At 63.7% G+C, this 18376-nt stretch carries 8 protein-coding genes; 1 reads left to right on the top strand and 7 read right to left on the bottom strand.

The annotated features are described in order from the left end of the window. Positions 1-26 precede the first annotated feature (26 nt). The 7 genes from FJ434_RS16405 to hutI all read right to left on the bottom strand — a co-directional run bounded on the left by FJ434_RS16405 (position 27) and on the right by hutI (position 16912). A complete protein-coding gene (locus tag FJ434_RS16405) occupies positions 27-1799 on the bottom strand; it encodes a glucan ABC transporter ATP-binding protein/ permease (protein ID WP_027143104.1) in 1773 nt (590 codons plus the stop codon). Positions 1800-2170: 371 nt separating this feature from the next. Beyond that, positions 2171-10759: a glucoamylase family protein gene (locus FJ434_RS16400; protein ID WP_140749056.1), complete on the bottom strand. Its 8589-nt coding sequence runs from the start codon at positions 10757-10759 to the stop codon at positions 2171-2173. 287 nt (positions 10760-11046) lie between these two features. Further along, the gene (locus FJ434_RS16395) at positions 11047-11625 is read right to left on the bottom strand and encodes a HutD family protein (RefSeq protein WP_140749059.1); all 579 of its coding nucleotides are present in this window, start codon (positions 11623-11625) and stop codon (positions 11047-11049) included. An 11-nt stretch (positions 11626-11636) separates the two neighbouring features. Continuing rightward, entirely contained in the window at positions 11637-13310 is a 1674-nt protein-coding gene (gene hutU / locus FJ434_RS16390) for a urocanate hydratase (protein ID WP_181165958.1), read from the bottom strand. A gap of 25 nt (positions 13311-13335) precedes the next feature. Further along, on the bottom strand, positions 13336-14151 hold the full coding sequence (gene hutG / locus FJ434_RS16385; protein ID WP_140749065.1) for an N-formylglutamate deformylase: 816 nt from the start codon (positions 14149-14151) through the stop codon (positions 13336-13338). Further along, the gene (gene hutH, locus FJ434_RS16380; RefSeq protein ID WP_140749068.1) at positions 14148-15683 is read right to left on the bottom strand and encodes a histidine ammonia-lyase; all 1536 of its coding nucleotides are present in this window, start codon (positions 15681-15683) and stop codon (positions 14148-14150) included. The genes hutG and hutH overlap by 4 nt, the downstream gene beginning before the upstream one ends. Next, entirely contained in the window at positions 15680-16912 is a 1233-nt protein-coding gene (hutI, locus tag FJ434_RS16375; RefSeq protein ID WP_140749071.1) for an imidazolonepropionase, read from the bottom strand. The genes hutH and hutI overlap by 4 nt, the downstream gene beginning before the upstream one ends. 98 nt (positions 16913-17010) lie before the next feature. Here hutI and FJ434_RS16370 point away from each other — a divergent pair, with 98 nt between their 5' ends. Continuing rightward, the gene (locus FJ434_RS16370) at positions 17011-18375 is read left to right on the top strand and encodes a formimidoylglutamate deiminase (protein ID WP_140749074.1); all 1365 of its coding nucleotides are present in this window, start codon (positions 17011-17013) and stop codon (positions 18373-18375) included. Position 18376 lies beyond the last annotated feature (1 nt).

Genomic DNA, 18376 nt, shown 5'->3' with positions numbered 1-18376 from the left:
CTCTTGTGGGGGAAGGAAGAACCGGCTCAAGCGGCCTCACCCTGTACGGAGCGGCTAAGGCGGCGGACTTCCTCGTCATTGAGCAGGCCGCCGGCGCGCAGCAGGCTGGCGAAGCGGCCGTTGCGCAGCGACAGTTCGGCGAAGCCACCCATCTCCACCACCTTGCCCTTGTCCATGAACACGACCAGATCGGCGTCGCGGACGGTGGTCAGGCGGTGGGCGATGATGAAGGTGGTGCGGTCGCGGCGCAATTCGTCGATCGCTTCCTTGACGCGATCCTCGGTCTCGACGTCGAGTGCGCTGGTCGCCTCGTCGAGCACCAGGATCGGAGCATCCTTCAGCACGGCACGGGCAATAGCGATCCGCTGGCGCTCGCCGCCAGACAACTGGCCGCCACGTTCGCCGACCACCGTGTCGTAGCCGTTGCTCTTGGCCAGGATGAAATCCTGCGCCGCGGCCGCGGAGGCGGCGGCATGGATTTCTTCGTTGGTCGCGTCGGCACGGCCGACCCGGATATTGTCCTCGATCGAGCGGTTGAGAAGCCCGGCATCCTGGAACACGGTGGCGATCGAATGGCGCAGCGACTTGCGGGTCACCGTGCGGGTATCGATGCCGTCGATCAGGATACGGCCACTGGACGGCGAGAAGACGCGCTGCAGCAAGTTGATGAGCGTGGTCTTTCCCGCACCTGTCGGCCCGACAATGGCGACGGTCTGGCCTGCCTGGACCTCGAAGGACACATCGCTGACGCCCTGGCCCGAATTGGCGAACTCGAAGCTGACATCCTCGAAACGGACATGGCCGGTGACGTTGGCAAGGTCGCGCAGGCCATCCGGCTCGGCGGTATCGGCGGCCGAGTCCTCGAGCTTATAGAAATCCTCAAGCTTGGCGCGGGCTTCCGAAATCTGAGTGGTGAAGGCCGACATCTGGTCGAGACGGGCGATCAGCATTCCGGCAAAGCCGGTGAAGGCCACGACGTCGCCGACGCGGAGCTGGCCACGGGTGACGAGATAAGCGCCGATCGACAGCACGATCATCATCGAAATGGTCGAGGACAGGCGGTTCAGCGCATTGGCAATCGCCCACCAGTCGAGCACAGGATTCTGTGCGTCGAGCAGGCCCTTGACGTAACGCTTCAACGCCGCGGTCTCATGGCCGATGCGGTTGTAGCTCTGCAGCACGGCGACATTGCTGACGCTATCGGTCACATGGGCAAACACGGTATGATAGTGACGCTCGACGGCGGTCTGCCCTGCCTTGGTGCGGCGCATGACGATACGGCCGATGCCCACGTAAAGGACGCCAAGGCCAAGCAGCACAATGGACATGCGGACGTCCATCGCAAGCGCGGTCGGCACCAGCAGCACCAGCGCGATGGCCGTCGAAAGATGCACGCGCATGAATTCGAGCCACAAGCTGAAAAGGGTTTCAACGGCGCGCAGCAGCGTGTGCAGCGAATTGGAGGTGCCGCGCTGGTGATGCCAGGCGAGCGGCATGGTGATTACGCGCTCGAAGGACTGGCACAACACTTCCGAACGACGGGCATGGGCGAAACGATCGGCGCCACGCGCCACCAGCACGAAGGCCATGACATTGAAGAGACCGAGAGCTGCCCAAACCGCAAGCGTCGAAAACACCGGACCTTTTTCGGAAATAGCGCCGATCACCCGGCCTAAAAGGATCGGCTCAAGGATCGCGATGGCTGCAAGCGCGACGTTGGCCGCACAGATCAGCGCGACGCGCTTCTTGTCGGCAGCCAGATATCCCAGCGCTCTCCAATAGATCTGCAGAAGTGACACTTTAGCTACTCCGCCAACTTTCTATTGTGCCCAACACCAATATTGTGCACTGCACCATTTCGTAACACCTAACGGTTGATGCGTCGCAAAACAATGCCCGTCTATCGCTTCCGTTCCCGTTTAGCGAACAAAAGATGACGACGATACGAAATCTGACGTGATCACCTAACGGTTTGAGATAAAAGGTGAAATGTCAGCCTTGCGGCAAAATCGTGGCAGCAGCGGAGCACTGCCACATTTTTAATCAACGCGAGCTTGCACGGTCGGTTTCGCGCGTCTTTGGCGGACGCCCCACAGATCGCGCGCAAGTAAACAGGGCGCGGCGGCGCGCGTCCGGAGGACGCGCGCGCTTCTGACATAAACTGCTGATTTTACGCTGGTATCTTGACCACGACCTCGGTCTGGCCGCCGGCCTTGGGTTCAAAGGACGCCGCTTTTGTCTTCGATCCGTTGACTTCGAGCGAGATCGTCTTGGCCTTTTTGTCGCGAACGACCTGGACCTTGATGTCGGCGCCCAGCATCTTAAGCGAAGCCTGGTAGCCATCCCAGTGGCTGGGCAGCTTCGGCCGGAATGTGATCTGCTTGCCGCGCCGTTCGATGCCCAGGATGCCTTCGACCGCCGCCCGGTAGAGCCAGCCCGCCGAGCCGGTGTACCAAGTCCAGCCGCCGCGCCCACCCTTGTCGTCCCCGGCATAGATATCGGCCGCCACTACATAGGGTTCGACGCGGTAGTGCTCGGTCGACGCCTCGTCGAACGCGTGGTTGACCGGGTTCAGCATCGAGAAGCAGCGATAGGCTTCATCGGTCTGCCCCATCTCGGCGAGCGCAATGACGAACCAGGTGGCGGCATGGGTGTATTGGCCGCCATTCTCGCGCACGCCAGGCGGATAGCTCTTGATGTAGCCGGGATCCTTCTGCGTCTTCGAGAAGGGTGGAGTGAACAGTTTGACGATCTTGAGATGATCGTCGACGAGCAGCTTCGTCGCCTGCTGCATCGCGGTGGTCGACCGCGCCGGGTCGCCCTCGCCCGAAAGCACGCTCCAGGACTGGGCGATGGAGTCGATCTTGCACTCTTGCGATGTACGCGACCCCAAAGGCGTGCCGTCATCGAAACTGCCGCGCCGGTACCATTCGCCATCCCATGCCGTGCTTTCGAGCGCTCGCTTCAGCGCGTCGGCATGTTTTGTCCAGGCCTGTGCGCGCTTGGTGTCGCCCTCGGTCCTGGCGACCGCGGCGAAGTCGCCCAGCGTCTTCAGCAGGAACCAGCCCAGCCACACGCTCTCGCCCTTGCCGTGCTCGCCGACACGGTTCATGCCGTCGTTCCAGTCGCCGCCGAGAATCAACGGCAGGCCGGCTGGACTGCTGCGCTTGATGGCGAGGTCGAGCGCACGCGCGCAGTGGTCGTACAGGGACACCGTCTTCTTCGAGATTTCCGGGGTGAAAAAGGCGTCGTGCTCGCCTTCGCCCAGCACCTGTCCGTCGAGGAAAGGCAGTTGCTCCTTCAGGATAGTGCCGTCGCCGGTCACCAAGAGATAGCGGGCCGTGGCGTGGGCGAGCCACACCACGTCGTCGGAGATCAGGGTACGCACGCCGGCGCCGGTGCGCGGCAACCACCAATGCTGCACGTCGCCTTCCGGGAACTGCCGCCGCGCGGCATTGAGGATCTGGTCGCGCGCCAGCGTGGGATCATGCGCCAGCAAGGCGAGTGTGTCCTGCAACTGGTCGCGGAAGCCGAAGGCGCCGCTTGCCTGATAGAAAGCCGAGCGGGCGCGGATGCGGCAGGCAAGGCTCTGATAAGGCAGCCAGTGATTGACCATGGCATCGAGCGCCTTGTCGGGCGTCTCGACCTGGATGGTGTCGAGGAAGGCGCGCCATTCGCGCTCATTGTCGGCCAGGCGCTGGTCGAAATCCTTGCCCCGGTGCTTCTGCACCAGCGCGCTCGCCTGCGCCGAAGACTCGGCATCGCCAAGCAGCCAGATGAGCGTGACGTCGCCGCCAGCCTGAATCTCGATGTCGCGGGCGATCGCCGCGCAAGGATCATCTCCGGCCTCGACGCGGCCTGACAGGGCCGCGCCGCTCAGCACCGCCTGCGGCAACTCGCTGGACCCGTGCCGGCCGAGGAACTCGGCCCGGTCTGATGTCACCGAGTGGACGCCGGTGTCGGCGGCGAGGAAGGCCACCCGCTCGCTGAAATCGAGCCCGTAGGGATTTTGCGCCAGCAGCGCGCCGGTGGCACCGTCGCGGGACGGCACTATAGTTGCCGCGGTGCGCGACCGATGCCCGCCAAGCACCCATTCGGCATAGGCGTAAACGCGCAGCCGGGCCGGTACCGGGCCGGAATTCTGGATGCGCAGCCGCGTGATCTTCACCGGATCGATGGGATCGACGACATGGGTCAGGTCCATCGACAACGATCCGCGCTTCGAGCGGAAGGTCGAGAAGCCCTGGCCATGCCACGCTTCATAGGTCATCGAGGGATCGCGCACCACCGCGGCGATCGGCGAGAACGCCTTGCCGCTGGTCTGGTCGTAAATATAGATGCCCTCGCCCGGCCGGTTGGACACCGGGTCGTTCGACCATGGCGTCAACTGGTAATCGCGACTGTTGCGGCTCCAGGTGAAGGCAGCACCTTCGGCCGAGGTGTGGAAGCCGAACGAGGCGTTGGAGACGACGTTGATCCAGGGTTGCGGCGTGGTGCGCCCGCCAGTCAGGCGCACCACATAGTGCCGCCCGTCGCCGTCGAAGCCGCCAAAACCGTTCCACTGGCTGAGGCCGGAGCCATCGGCGCTGACATCGGCCCCCGCCTGCGAGGCAAATGCATGCATCTGCGGTGCGGGCGGGGGAATTTCGCGCGGGCCTGGCAATCCTGCCGGCTGCTGGCCATCGCGTGCCTGCAGTGCGGCCGCTTCGGCCCGTTCGATCTGGTCGAAGATGGTGCCGTTGCGCGTATGCAGCACAACCCGGGCGACGGCGAGCAGCGTCTTATAGGTGGTTTCCTCCATCAGGTCGCGGCGCACCGCGAAAATGTGCTGGCGGGGTCCGAGTTCCTTGCCGCGCAAGCGGCTGTTTTCGCAAAGCGTTTCGACCGCGCGCTGCAGATCCTGGACATAGGAGGAAGCCTGCTCGTTGACGACGACGAAGTCGATCATCATGCCGCGGGTGCGCATATACTCCTGGAAGCGCAACGCCTGGGCAACGATCTCCAGATCGGCAACGTCGCCGATCCTGACCAGGAAGATCGGGTAATCGCCCGAAATGCTTGTCGGCCACAGGCTCGACTGCTTGCCCAATCCGGAAGCAACGGACTCGGCCGGCAGCCGCAGGAACGGGTCGGGATAGATCAGATAGCGCGCCAGTTTCTGCACATTGGCCGCATCGGTCAGGCTGAGGCCCATATGGCGGGTCTGCACCTGGCTGCGCGTCCAGGCAAGCATGGCCTGGCGAGCAAAGCTCTCCTGATGGTCGAGCCGGCTTATGGCCTCATCCAGCTCGGCGCGGTTGGCCCCGACGACTGTCCAGAAGGTCAGCGATACCTTCTTGTTGGCGGGCACGCGCACCTGACGGCGCAGCGAGGCGATGGGATCGAGCGTGAAGCCGGAATGGCCACCCAGCCTGGCGCCTGGATCGAAAGCGGCGGCATCGACGATGGTGCGGCCACGGCCGATGAAGGCGCGCCTGTCGGTCTCGGCCTCGGCATCACGCGCCGGTCCCGACGGATCGGTGACGAAATGCACCAGGGTGACATCGGGCTCGCTGGTTTCGCGCTTGCGGCGCGTGGCGAAGATCGCGCCATTGTTGGCGGCGATCTCGGTTTCCACGAACATCTTCGAGAAAGCCGGATGCGCGTTGTCGGAAGCCTCCGAGCCCAGCACCAGCTCGGCAAAGGACGTCACTTCGATGTGACGGTCTGACGTGCTCTCATTGTAGAGCGTGATCCGGCGGCCCTCGCCATTGCCCTCGGAAACAACGATGCATTCCACCTCGGAGCGCAGCGTGCCGGCGGTTTTGACAAAGCTCGCCTTGTCGTCGGAAAACAAGGTTTGCGTCTTTTCCTCGGCGGCGCGTCTGGGCTCCGATGTCGCCGACCACCAGTCGCCGGTGGCAGCGTCGCGCAGGAAGATGTAGGAGCCAAGCCGGTCCTCGACGGGGTCGGGCTGCCAGCGGGTGACGGAAAGATCGCCCCAGCGGCTGTAGCCGGAGCCGGTCGCGGTCACCATCACCGAATAGCGGCCGTTGGACATCACATTGGTCGAACGCAGCGCCCGCACGGGATCGAGCACGATGCGGGTATCGGGGCTCTCGGTTTCGGTCTCGTCCTTGGAGCGCTCGTCGGCCTCGGTGCGGACGGTGGCGGTCGGAATATCGCGCGGCGCCCTCTCCTGCAGCAGCAGTTCGGCCGATTCAATGACCGGATCGCTGTGGAAGCGATCGCGCAGGCGACCTTCGAAGATGGCGTCGGCGACGGCGGCGATCGACATGCCCGAATGGTGGGCATAGTAGTTCAGCACGACCGCTTGGTTGGTGCCTTCCGGCACGCGCTGCGGCGTGAAGTCGACCGCATCATAATAGCCATGACGGCCAAGCGCGCCGATCTCGCGCAGCCGGGCCAGATTCTGCACCGCTTCGCGCGGGTTGAACTGCGCCGCCATGATAGTCGCGTAAGGCGCAATTACCGTGTTCTGGCCAAGGCCGCGCTTGAGCCCAAGCCCCGGCACGCCGAAATTGGTGTACTGATAGGTCAGTTCGCGGTCGCGGGCGTTGTAGGCCGCTTCCGAGATGCCCCACGGCACGTTCTTCTGGCGGCCGTACTGCATCTGGCGCTTGATGATCAGCTTGCTGGTCTGGTTGAGGATGGAGCCTTGCGGCTCCTTCATCACCAGCGGCGGCATCAGGTACTCGAACATCGAGCCGGACCACGACATCAGCGCGCCCTGGAAGCCGATCTCGACGATGGGGCGGCCGAGCCTGAACCAGTGTTCGGTTGGCAGATCGCCCTTGGCGATGGCAAACAGGCTGGTCAGCCGCGCCTCGGAAGCCAGGAGATCGTAGCAGCTTTCGTCGAGCTGATGTTCCTCGACCCGGTAGCCGATCGACAAAAGCTTGCGCTCCGGCCGCATCAGGAAGGCGAATTCCATCTCGAAGGCGAAACGACGGGTGCGCTCGCGCAAGGTGAGCAGCTTGGCACGCAGGGCCTCGACAGCGTTTTCGTCGCTGTGGGCGTCGTGGACGTGCGCCTCGCAGGTGGCTTCGAGCCTTGCCGCCCAGTCGACGATGACGTCACTCTGCGGCGATGCGGCCTCGGTGTGAATGGCGGTGGCGAGCTTGCGGATTTCGCCGGCCAGCACCGCCAGGTTGATGGTGCGGATCGACGCCATTTCCGGCTGGGCCTTGATCGTGTCGACGGCGCGCCGCATGCCGTCGAGGCGATCGACAAGCCGTTGGCGCAACGGGCGCAACTGACGGCGGTCGTCGGGCAGTTCATCGAGGCTTTCGCTCAGGATGGTCACCGTGTCGAGAATGCCTTCGAAATCGCCCTGCAGGTGGACGGAAGGCGCTTCCGCCCATTCGGCGCAAGCCGCCGCCACCGCCACCAGGTGACCGGCGAGATTGCCGCTGTCGACAGCTGAGATATAGAGCGGATAGAGCGGCTTGAGCGTCGTGGTGTCGTACCAGTTGAAGAGATGGCCGCGGCTGCGCGGCATGCTCTCGATGGTCGTCATGGTTGCATCGATGCGGGTGATGGCATCGGAAAGGCTGATCCAGCCGAAATCGCGCGCCGAAACGACCGAGAGCAGGTAGACGCCGATATTGGTCGGCGAGGTGCGCGGCGCCACGACGGGCGCCGGGCTCTCCTGGAAATTATCCGGCGGCAGATTGTGATGTTCTGCCGTGACGAAGGTTTCGAAATAGTGCCAGGTGCGCCGCGCCACGGTGCGCAGCGTGTGGATGTCGGCTTGCGATATGCGCAGCCGGTCCTCGGTTTCGGCGGAGCGGCTGATCCAGCTGGCGATCGCCGGCGAACCGATCCAGAACAAGGCAAAGAAGAAGGCGACGAAGGCACCGGTGGAATCGGCCAGCACCGGAATGGCGAGGCCGACAAAGCCGATGATCACGGCGCCATACATCATGCCGTAATAGGAGCCGACATCATTGTCGCCCGCCTTGTGCGCCTGCGAGGCGGTGCGCCACTCCAGGAGGTTCTGCCGGCTGACGAACAGCCGGTAGAGCGTGCGCACAATGGCATCGCCCATCATCCAGGCGTTATGTGCCATCAGCACGATCTTCAGCGCCACCATGGCGGTGCCGAAGGCGACGTCGCGCGCCAGCGCGGAGAAATGGCCGCGCGGCGTCTGGTCGCCGCTTTTGGGCAGGATGGCGTTGACCACGTCGAAGGTCGGCGCCATGAACAGGCTGAGGATCAGCAAGGCCTGCCACTGCGCGGCCTGCGTGAACGGCAGCAAGGTCCAGCCGGCGATCGCCGCCATCACCCAAAAGATCGGCGTCAGCGAGCGGCGCAGATTGTCGACCATCTTCCAGCGCGACAAGGCCGGAACGCCGGAACGAGGGTTAAAGATGTAGCCCAAAAGCTGCCAGTCGCCGCGCGCCCAGCGATGGTGGCGCGAGGCATCGACCGAGTAGCGGGTCGGGTAATCCTCGACCAGTTCGACGTCGGTGACCAGTGCGGCGCGCGCCAGGGCACCTTCGAGCAGATCGTGGCTGAGGATGGTGTTTTCCTCGATGCGGCCCTGCAAGGCGGCCTCGAAGGCATCGACATGATAGAGGCCCTTGCCGGTGAAGGATCCGTCACTGAAGACATCCTGATAGAGGTCCGAAACAGCGAAGACATAGGGATCAAGGCCGCGATTGGCCGAGAAGACGCGCTGGAAGAACGAGGCTTCGTCGCCGCTGGTGAGTGAAGCGGTGATGCGCGGCTGCAGGATGGTGTAACCGGCGGTCACGACGCGCCTCGTGGCGTCGAAATGCGGACGGTTGAGCGGATGGCAAAGCTTGCCGACCAGGCTCGATACCGCATCGCGGGTGGTGCGGGTATCGGCGTCGAGCGTCATCACATGGACGACCTTTTCCGGCAGCGGGACTTCGAGCGGCAGGAAGGTGGTATCGCTGTCGCCGCGCAGCAAGAGGTCGAGTTCGTGCAGCTTGCCGCGCTTGCGTTCCCAGCCCATCCAGCACCCTTGACCGGCATTGTAGAGCCGGCGGCGGTGCAGGATATAGAAGCGCGGCGCGCCGTCGGAGGGATAGCGCGCGTTGAGACGGGCGATTTCGGCGCGGGCGAAGTCGAGGATCTCGGTATCCGCCGCATCGATCTCGATCTTGCTGTCGGGCCAATCCGAAAGCAGCGCGAAATGGATCTCGTCCGCCAGATTGGCGAGGTAATGCACTTCGATGTTGCGGATGTTTTCCTCGACATCGTCACGCGAGCCGATCAGCGACGGCACGACCACCAGAGTGCGCGCCTCGGGCGGCACACCGTGCCTGTAGTCGTAACCGATAAGGCGTGTCGGCTTAAGGAACAGCGAGACCACGGTGTTGAAGAAAGCGAGCGCGCCTTCGCTGGCCGGCACGGCAAACAGAGCCAGCATCAGCACGATCGACGGCACCGACAGGCCGAGATTGGAAAGGGCGTTGCCGGACAGGACAAGCAGCAGGACGGTCAGCGCGAAGACGGGCAGGACGATGCCCAGCCAGCCGGTCTTGGCGAAGGTCCGCTTGACCGTCTGGCTGATCGTGGGCCGGTAACCGATCGCCTTTTCCAATTCCAGCCGGCGCGGGCCAACGACGTAAAAACCGACATCGGTATGAGCGGATGCGACCTGGGCGTCCACTCCTTCACCGCTCTCCGGGACGGTTTCACCGACGGCGTGGCCGGCCAGTTCAATGGCTTTTTCGGCGACACGGTACTCCGAGAGGTTCGAGCGGCGAGCCAGTTCCTCGATCGCGGTGCGGTATTGATCGCGCGAGAAGAAGTCGAGCGCGGCAAAATCGGTGCGCTCGCGCAGCACGGTATCGATGCGGCTGACGCCTTCGAACCACACCGTCCAGTCGACGTCGTTGATGAGGCGCAGGCCGCGGACGATATTGCCGGTGGTCACATTGCCGCTGGACAGCGTCTGGTGCTCGGAAATGATGATTTCCTCGGCATCCGAGCCGGTCTTCTCGAGTTCGCCTTCCAGCCACTCCAGCGCCTTGCCGGCGTTCTGCGATCCGTCACGCAAGCGATAGAGAAGCTGAGTGGCAAAGGTGGTGTCCTGCGCATGCGCGCTGAAATTGGCTAGGATCGTCTGCCGATCCGGATTGTCGTCGGTCGCCAGCACCTTGTCGGCCACGTCATTGGCGATCTGGCGCATCTGGCGGGTGCGGTTGACCCTGACCGCCAGGCGACGGAGGTTCTCGATCAGCACGAAACGCAGAAGGGACGGCAGTGCCCAGAGTTCACCAATCTTCAACGGTTCGACCGACTGAAAGCCCTGGACGATAGACTTGAACATGGTCGCCGAGACGGAACTGTCGGAATGCGCGACATAAGTCCAGGCCAGCGCCAATGCGCGCGGCACGGTGCCGCCATCGGGCAGTTTCAGGGTCGGCAATTGCCGGTAAAAGCGGCGCGGCAGGTCGCGTTTGACCTGGAAAATGGTTTCCTCGATCAGATAGTTGTTGTCGAGCAGCCACTGCGCGGCCGGCGTGATGGTTTCGCCCCTCGCCTGCGCGGCATTGGTAGACCGGTAGACTTCGAGGATCTTCTTGGCGCTGTCACGGATACGGGCTTGAAAGTCGAACGGTATCAGGCCGAACAGATCCGTCAGATCGCCCTTGGCCAGGCTTTCGCCGAGCAGCCGGAGCCGTTCCTCCGGCAGGAATGTGGATCTTATCGGCTCTTCCGTGATGACTGGGAAGCTCGCGCTTGTCTTCTCGATCTGGGCTAGGTTCGTCTGAATATTCATTGAAAATTCCGTAAACGGGCACTCAGCGGCGTCACCGCCACGGCAATGGCCCTAAAACCGGTTCGAATGCAATCGGTTGCATCAACCCTAAGCCGAAAGTTTATTTTCCGCACCACGACGGAGCGTCATCTTTCGACCAATCCAAAGACGAGCGCCTCTCGCTCCCGTCGGGATCGATCGACGGAGAGGATTCGGGCTTTTTCGTGATGCCAGTGCCAGCTTACGCTATATTTCGCCAGCGTCGCGATCATGTTTGGAAACAGGCGGTAACCGTTGGGCGAAGCGCGTCAGGCGGCAGCGATTATCCTGATCACGAAAAGGGTCGCATCCGGCGCGGGCTGAACCCGCAAGACAGAGGCGTCCGGCCCGAGCAGCAGGGTGTCGAGCGGTCCGAGACGAACGGGCGCGGCGCCGGCGAAAATGGCATCGCCTCCGTGACAAAGGATGAGGGTGGGACCGGCCTCGGCCGGGATTTCCGCAGGCGTCGAAATCGCCAGACGCTCGACCGAATGCAACATGCGGCCGCGACGGGTCATAACGTTGAGATCGGTGATCGGGCCGGCGATCAGCGCGGCACTCGTCGGCTGGTCGGCTGGAAAGGAAAATGGCTGGGAAGCCGGTGTCACCCGCTCCGGCGGACGGCCCGCGACATCAAGCACGATCCCCTCGCCTTCCAGCACCGACAGCGTGCGGTCGATGCCGGCAAAATTGGAGAACGGCCCGCTGCGTTCGACCCGGGCCATCGAGACGCGCCAGTCGAAATCGTCGAGCCCGGCACCATCGGGCGAGACGGCGATCTCGGTCGTCGTACCGCCGCCGTTCTTCCACGGCATGACGCGGTAATCGGTGGCACGAAGGACACGCATCACGTCAGCCGCTATCCGAGAATGCCTGGCAGGTTGAGCTGGTGCTCCTTGGCGCATTCGATCGCGATGTCATAGCCGGCGTCGGCATGGCGCATGACGCCCGTCGCCGGATCGTTCCATAGAACGCGCTCCAGCCGCCTTGCCGCGTCCGGCGTGCCGTCGGCAACGATGACCATGCCGGCATGCTGGGAGAAGCCCATGCCGACGCCGCCGCCATGGTGCAGCGATACCCAGGTCGCGCCCGAAGCTGTGTTGAGCAGCGCGTTGAGCAGCGGCCAGTCGGACACTGCGTCGGAACCGTCCTTCATCGATTCCGTCTCGCGGTTTGGCGAAGCGACCGAACCCGAATCGAGGTGATCGCGACCGATGACGACCGGCGCCTTGAGTTCGCCCTTGGCCACCATTTCGTTGAAGGCGAGGCCCAATCGGTGGCGATCGCCAAGGCCGACCCAGCAGATGCGCGCCGGCAACCCTTGAAAGGAAATCCGCTCGCGGGCCATGTCCAGCCAATTGTGTAGATGGGTGTTGCCGGGGGTGAGTTCACGCACCTTGGCGTCGGTCTTGTAGATATCCTCTGGATCGCCGGAGAGTGCTGCCCAGCGGAACGGGCCGATGCCGCGGCAGAAGAGCGGACGGATGTAGGCCGGCACGAAGCCGGGGAACGCAAAGGCGTTTTCAAACCCTTCGTCCTTGGCGACCTGGCGGATGTTGTTGCCATAGTCGAGTGTCGGCACGCCGGCGTTCCAGAACGCGACCATCGCCTCGACATGCTCGCGCATGGAGGCGCGCGCCGCCTTCTCGACCGCCCGGGGGTCGCTGACGCGCTTTTCGCGCCACTCGGCCATAGTCCAGCCCTTCGGCAGATAACCATTGATGGGGTCGTGCGCCGAGGTCTGGTCGGTGACCATATCGGGGCGAATGCCGCGCTTGAACATCTCGGGCACGATCTCGGCGGCGTTGCCGAGCAGGGCGACGGACTTCGCCTCGCCGGCCGTCGTCCAGCGTTCGATCAGTTCCATGGCTTCGTCGAGCGTCTCGGCCTTCTCGTCGACATAGCGGGTGCGCAGGCGGAAATCGATCGAGTCCGGATTGCATTCGATCGCCAGGCAGCAGGCGCCGGCCATGACGGCGGCCAATGGCTGCGCGCCGCCCATGCCGCCCAGGCCGCCGGTCAGGATCCATTTTCCCTTGAGATTGCCGCCATAATGCTGGCGGCCGGCCTCGACGAAGGTCTCGTAGGTGCCCTGCACGATGCCTTGCGTGCCGATGTAGATCCAGGAGCCGGCCGTCATCTGGCCGTACATCATCAGGCCCCTCTTATCGAGTTCGTTGAATTTCTCCCAGGTCGCCCAGTGTGGCACCAGATTGGAGTTGGCGATGAGCACGCGCGGCGCGTCCGGGTGGGTGCGGAACACGCCGACCGGCTTGCCGGACTGCACCAGCAGCGTCTCGTCCTCGCCAAGCGTCTTCAGCGACGCAACGATCTGATCGAAATCGTTCCAGGTACGCGCCGCCCGGCCGATGCCGCCATAGACGACCAGTTCATTGGGGTTCTCGGCAACATCAGGGTCAAGATTGTTCATCAGCATGCGCAACGGCGCTTCAGTCGTCCAATACCGGGCATTGAGCTTGTCGCCGCGGGGGCTGCGCACTTCGCGGATGTTGTGACGGGGGTCGGTCATCATTGTCCCTTTCGGATGAGGCGGCGCGTCAGCGCCCGGCCCAGTCAATGGCAGTTTGGAGAATCTGCGTCAGCGTGGCGCGGATGGGCGCGGCGAACGCGGCATCGTAGGGCGCGGGCCAATTGTCCGGTGTGCCCTTCCCGTCCGGCTCGCGCATGTAGCCGCGGTTGGAGAGCTCCATCTGCAGCGCATGCACGCCCTGATGCGGCTGGCCGAAATGGCGCGTGATCCAGCCGCCCTTGAAGCGTCCGTTGACGACAAAGGTCTCACCGGTTTCTGCCATGATCCGGTTGACCATCGCCTGCAACGCCGGATCAGCGCTCCTGCCGTCGTTCGTGCCGAGGTTGAACACCGGCAGCGTGCCTTCGAAGAGGCGTGGCAGCACCGAGCGGATCGAATGGCAGTCGTAGAGGACAATCTTGCCATGCAAGGTCCGCAACCTGTCGATCTCGGCCTGCAAGGCGGCGTGATAGGGTGCAAAGAATTTCTCGCGGCGCTCGTCGATCTCCGACGGTCCCGGCTCTTCGCCCTCGCGATAGAGCGGATCGCCGTCGAAGGTTTCGGTTGGGCATAGGCCGGTGGTTGCCTGGCCGGGATAGAGCGAGGCGCCGGATGGATCGCGGTTGACGTCGATGACTGTGCGCGAGATCGCGGTGTGCACGACCGTAGCGCCGAGACCGCCGGCGAAATCATAGAGATTGTCGATCCACCAGTCGCAATCGCGGCGACCAAGCCATGGCGAGATAAGCCGGTTTTCGAGGCCGGCGAGGTCGACACCGGTGTGCGGGATCGACACCAGAAGCGGTGCCGTGCCTCGTTTTATTGTCAGCCAAGAAGGTGTCATAGCGCAATCCCCGGCAGCGCCACCGCGCTCGCGGCCTTCGCGACTGCACCGCTACGTACCATGGCGATCGCCTTTTCCATGTCGGGGTGGAAGTGCCGGTCATTGTCGAGATGCGGCACCTCGGCGCGAACCAGCTTGCGCACGGCTTCAAGCGCCGCACTCGAGGCGAGTGGTGCATGGAAATCGCACCCTTGCGCGGCGGCTAGCAATTCAATGCCGATAACAGCCGTCGCATTCTCGATCATGCCGATCAGCCGGCGCGCGCCATGCGCGGCCATCGAGACATGGTCTTCCTGGTTGGCCGAGGTCGGGATGGAATCGACGCTGGCCGGATAGGCTTTCTGCTTGTTTTCCGAGACAAGTGCGGCCGCCGTCACCTGTGGGATCATGAAGCCGGAGTTCAGGCCGGGCTTGGGCGTCAGGAAGGCGGGCATGCCTGACAGCGCGGGATCGACCAGCATGGCGATGCGGCGTTCCGACAGCGAGCCGATCTCACAGACGGCAAGTGCGATCATGTCGGCGGCGAAGGCGACCGGCTCGGCGTGGAAATTGCCGCCGGAGAGCGCCGTGTCGTCCTCGGCGAAGACCAGCGGATTGTCGGTAACGCCATTGGCCTCGGTTTCGAGCGTATCGGCGGCTTTGCGCAGGACATCGAGCGCGGCGCCCATGACCTGCGGCTGGCAACGCAGGCAATAGGGATCCTGCACACGCTCGTCGCCGAGCCGGTGCGACTCGCGGATGGCGCTGCCGGCCATCAGATTGCGCAACGCATCCGCGGTCTCGATCTGGCCGCGATGCTTTCTCAACATATGGATGCGCGGGTCGAAGGGGGCATCGGAACCCTTTGCCGCGTCGGTCGAGAGTGCGCCGGCGACTAGCGCCGACTGGTAGAGCACTTCGGCCTCGAACAGGGCGGCCAGCGCATAGGCCGTCGAAAACTGCGTGCCGTTGAGCAGCGCCAGACCTTCCTTGGCGCCCAATGTGACGGGCTCCAGCCCATGCGAGACGAACGCGACCTTGGCGGGAAAGCGGCCATGCGGGGTAAAGCATTCGCCGACACCGATCATCACCGCCGTCATGTGCGACAATGGGGCAAGGTCGCCGGAGGCGCCAACTGAACCTTGCGCCGGCACCACCGGGATGACGTCATTGGCCAGCATCGCTTCGAGCAACTCGATGGTTTGCGGGCGCACACCGGAGGCACCCTGCGCAAGGCTCGCAAGTTTCAGCGCCATCATCAGCCGGGCAATGGCAACAGGCATCGGCTCGCCCACGCCCGCGGCATGCGAAAGCACGATGTTGCGCTGCAGGGTCCCGAGATCCTCGGCGGGAATGCGCACGCTGGCCAGCTTGCCGAAACCGGTATTGATCCCATAGACCGGCTCACCCTTGGCGATGATGCGCGCGACAGCTTCGGCGCTTGCCTTGATTTTCGGGCGACAGGCACCGTCCAGTTTCGGCATGGCGCCACGGTAGATGGCGCGCCAGTCGGCCAGCGTCGCATCGCCGGGCTTCAGCGTCAGTTCTGTCATTGTCCTCTCCAGATGCGGGCATGCAGCGGGTTGAAGCCCATACGGTAGACGAGTTCGGCGGGGCGCTCGATGTCCCAGATCGCCAGGTCGGCGGATTTGCCCGGTTCCAGCGTGCCGGTCTCTTCGAGCAGGCCCAGCGCACGCGCGGCTTCGCGGGTGACGCCGGCAAGACATTCGTCGACCGTCATGCCGAACAGGGTCGCCGCCATGTTCATGGTCAGAAGCAGCGAGGTCAGCGGCGAAGTGCCGGGATTGTTGTCGGTGGCCACCGACATTTTGACGCCAAGCTGGCGGAACAGGGCGATCGGCGGCTTCTTGGTCTCGCGAATGAAGTAGTAGGCGCCGGGCAGGATCGTCGCCACTGTCCCCGCCTTGGCCATCGCCATGGCGCCCGCCTCGTCGGTGTATTCGAGATGATCGGCTGACAACGCACCATAGCGGGCGGCGAATTCAGCGCCATGCAGGTTGGACAGCTGGTCGGCGTGGAGTTTTACGGGCAAGCCGAGCGCCTTGGCCTTGTCGAACACGCGAGACATCTGCTCGGGCGAAAAGGCGATGCCTTCACAGAACCCGTCGACGGCATCGGCCAAGCCTTCCGCGGCGACGCCGGGAAGGATCGTTTTGGCGACGAGATCGATGAAAGCGTCCTTGTCGCCCTTGGCTTCGGGCGGCAGCGCGTGGGCTGCGAGACATGTGGTGCGAACCATCACCGGGCGTTCACTGCCCAGTTGCCGCGCGGCGCGCAGCGATTTCTTCTCGTTTTCAAGATCGAGACCATAGCCCGACTTTATTTCAACGGTGGTGACGCCTTCGGCCATCAGTGCATCGAGGCGCGGCAGCGTCTGGGCAACCAGGTCGTCCTCGCTGGCGGCACGCAAGGATTTGACCGAGGAAACGATGCCACCGCCGGCCCTGGCGACCTCTTCATACGTGGCCCCGGCCAGCCGCATCTCGAACTCGTTGGCGCGGTTCCCGGCGTGGACGAGATGGGTGTGGCAGTCGATCAGGCCGGGCGTGATCCAGCGGCCCTCGCAATCGATGATCTCGCCCTGGGCAAACGCCGACGGCATCTCGGATTGCGAACCCGCATAGACAATGCGGCCATCGCGCGCGGCGAGCGCGCCTTGCTCGACGATACCCAGTCCGGCAGAATTTTCAGCCATGATTGCCAGACGCGCGTTGCGCCACAGGCGAAGTCCCCCTGCCGGGTTTTTGCTCTCTACGGCCATCATCTTTTCCGTTTCAATCGGTGGCGATTATGTATATACATATTGAGACGCACTGCAAGTGTCATCATCGCACACGAGACCGGGAAGCGGAGAGAAAAGTGACCGATATCTTTGCGGAACAGGCGCTTCTTCCCAACGGCTGGCACGACAATGTGCGGATCACTTTCGCCAATGGGCGCATTGCGGCCGTAGAGCCTGGGAGCACCGCGTCTCCTGGTGACGAACGCCATGCCATTCTCCTTCCCGGCATGGCCAATCTGCACAGCCACGCCTTCCAACGCGGCATGGCAGGGCTCGCCGAGTTGCGCGGCCACTCCGCCGACAGTTTCTGGAGCTGGCGCGAGGTGATGTACCGCTTCGCGCTGTGGATGACTCCCGACCAGGTCGAGGCGGTGGCGGCGCAGCTCTACGTCGAAATGCTAGAGGCCGGTTTTTCGCGCGTCGGCGAATTTCATTATCTGCACCATGACCGTGATGGACAACCCTATGCCAACCCAGCCGAGATGGCCGAGCGCATCGCTGCCGCGGCCGGCGAAACGGGTATCGGCCTGACGCTTTTGCCTGTGTTTTACGCACATTCCTCCTTCGGTGGTGCCGCGCCAAACGAGGGCCAGCGCCGATTCATCAACGATGTGAATCGGTTCGCCCGGCTTGTTGAGAAAAGCCGGGAATCTGTTCGCTCTTTGAATCAAGCGATTGTCGGCGTTGCCCCGCACAGTCTACGGGCCGCGACGCCTGAAGAACTCACGGCGATTGCGGCCATGGCGCCAAACGGACCAATCCACATCCATGTCGCCGAGCAGGTGAAAGAAGTTGAAGACTGCCTTGCCTGGTCCGGCGCGCGTCCGGTCGAATTTCTGCTTGGGGCTGCCGATGTCGACCAGCGCTGGTGCCTGATCCATGCCACCCACATGACCGATGCTGAAACCATCGGCATGGCCAGGAGCGGCGCCATTGCCGGCCTTTGCCCGATCACGGAGGCCAATCTCGGCGACGGCACCTTTGCCGCGCCTTTGTTCAGGGAGCATGGCGGCCGCTTCGGTGTCGGCTCCGATTCCAACGTGCTGATCGGCCTGCCCGACGAATTGCGCCAGCTCGAATATTCGCAGCGCCTCGCGCACCGCGCCCGCAATGTGCTGGCCGTGGCCGGCGGCTCGACCGGCCGCGCGCTGTACGACGCAGCGCTTGACGGCGGCAGCGTCGCGCTTGGCGCCGGCGCATCGCAAATCGCGCCTGGTGCATCCGCCGATCTCGTCTCGCTCGACGCCGGCAACCCCTCGCTGGCCGGCAAAACCGGCGATGCAATCCTCGACGCCTGGATTTTCGCCAATGGCAGCAAGGTCGATTGTGTCTGGGTGCATGGCAAGAAACAGGTCAGTGATGGCAGACATGCCAAGCGCGAGGCCATCGCCGAACGGTTTCGCGGCGTGATGACAGCGCTTTCCGAGGGTTCACCCAGATGAG

The organism is Mesorhizobium sp. B2-5-13 (genome assembly GCF_006440535.1).
GTDB classification, from domain to species: domain Bacteria; phylum Pseudomonadota; class Alphaproteobacteria; order Rhizobiales; family Rhizobiaceae; genus Mesorhizobium; species Mesorhizobium salmacidum.
Note: the sequence above shows the minus strand (reverse complement) of the source record. Positions and strands in the feature narration are given on the sequence as shown.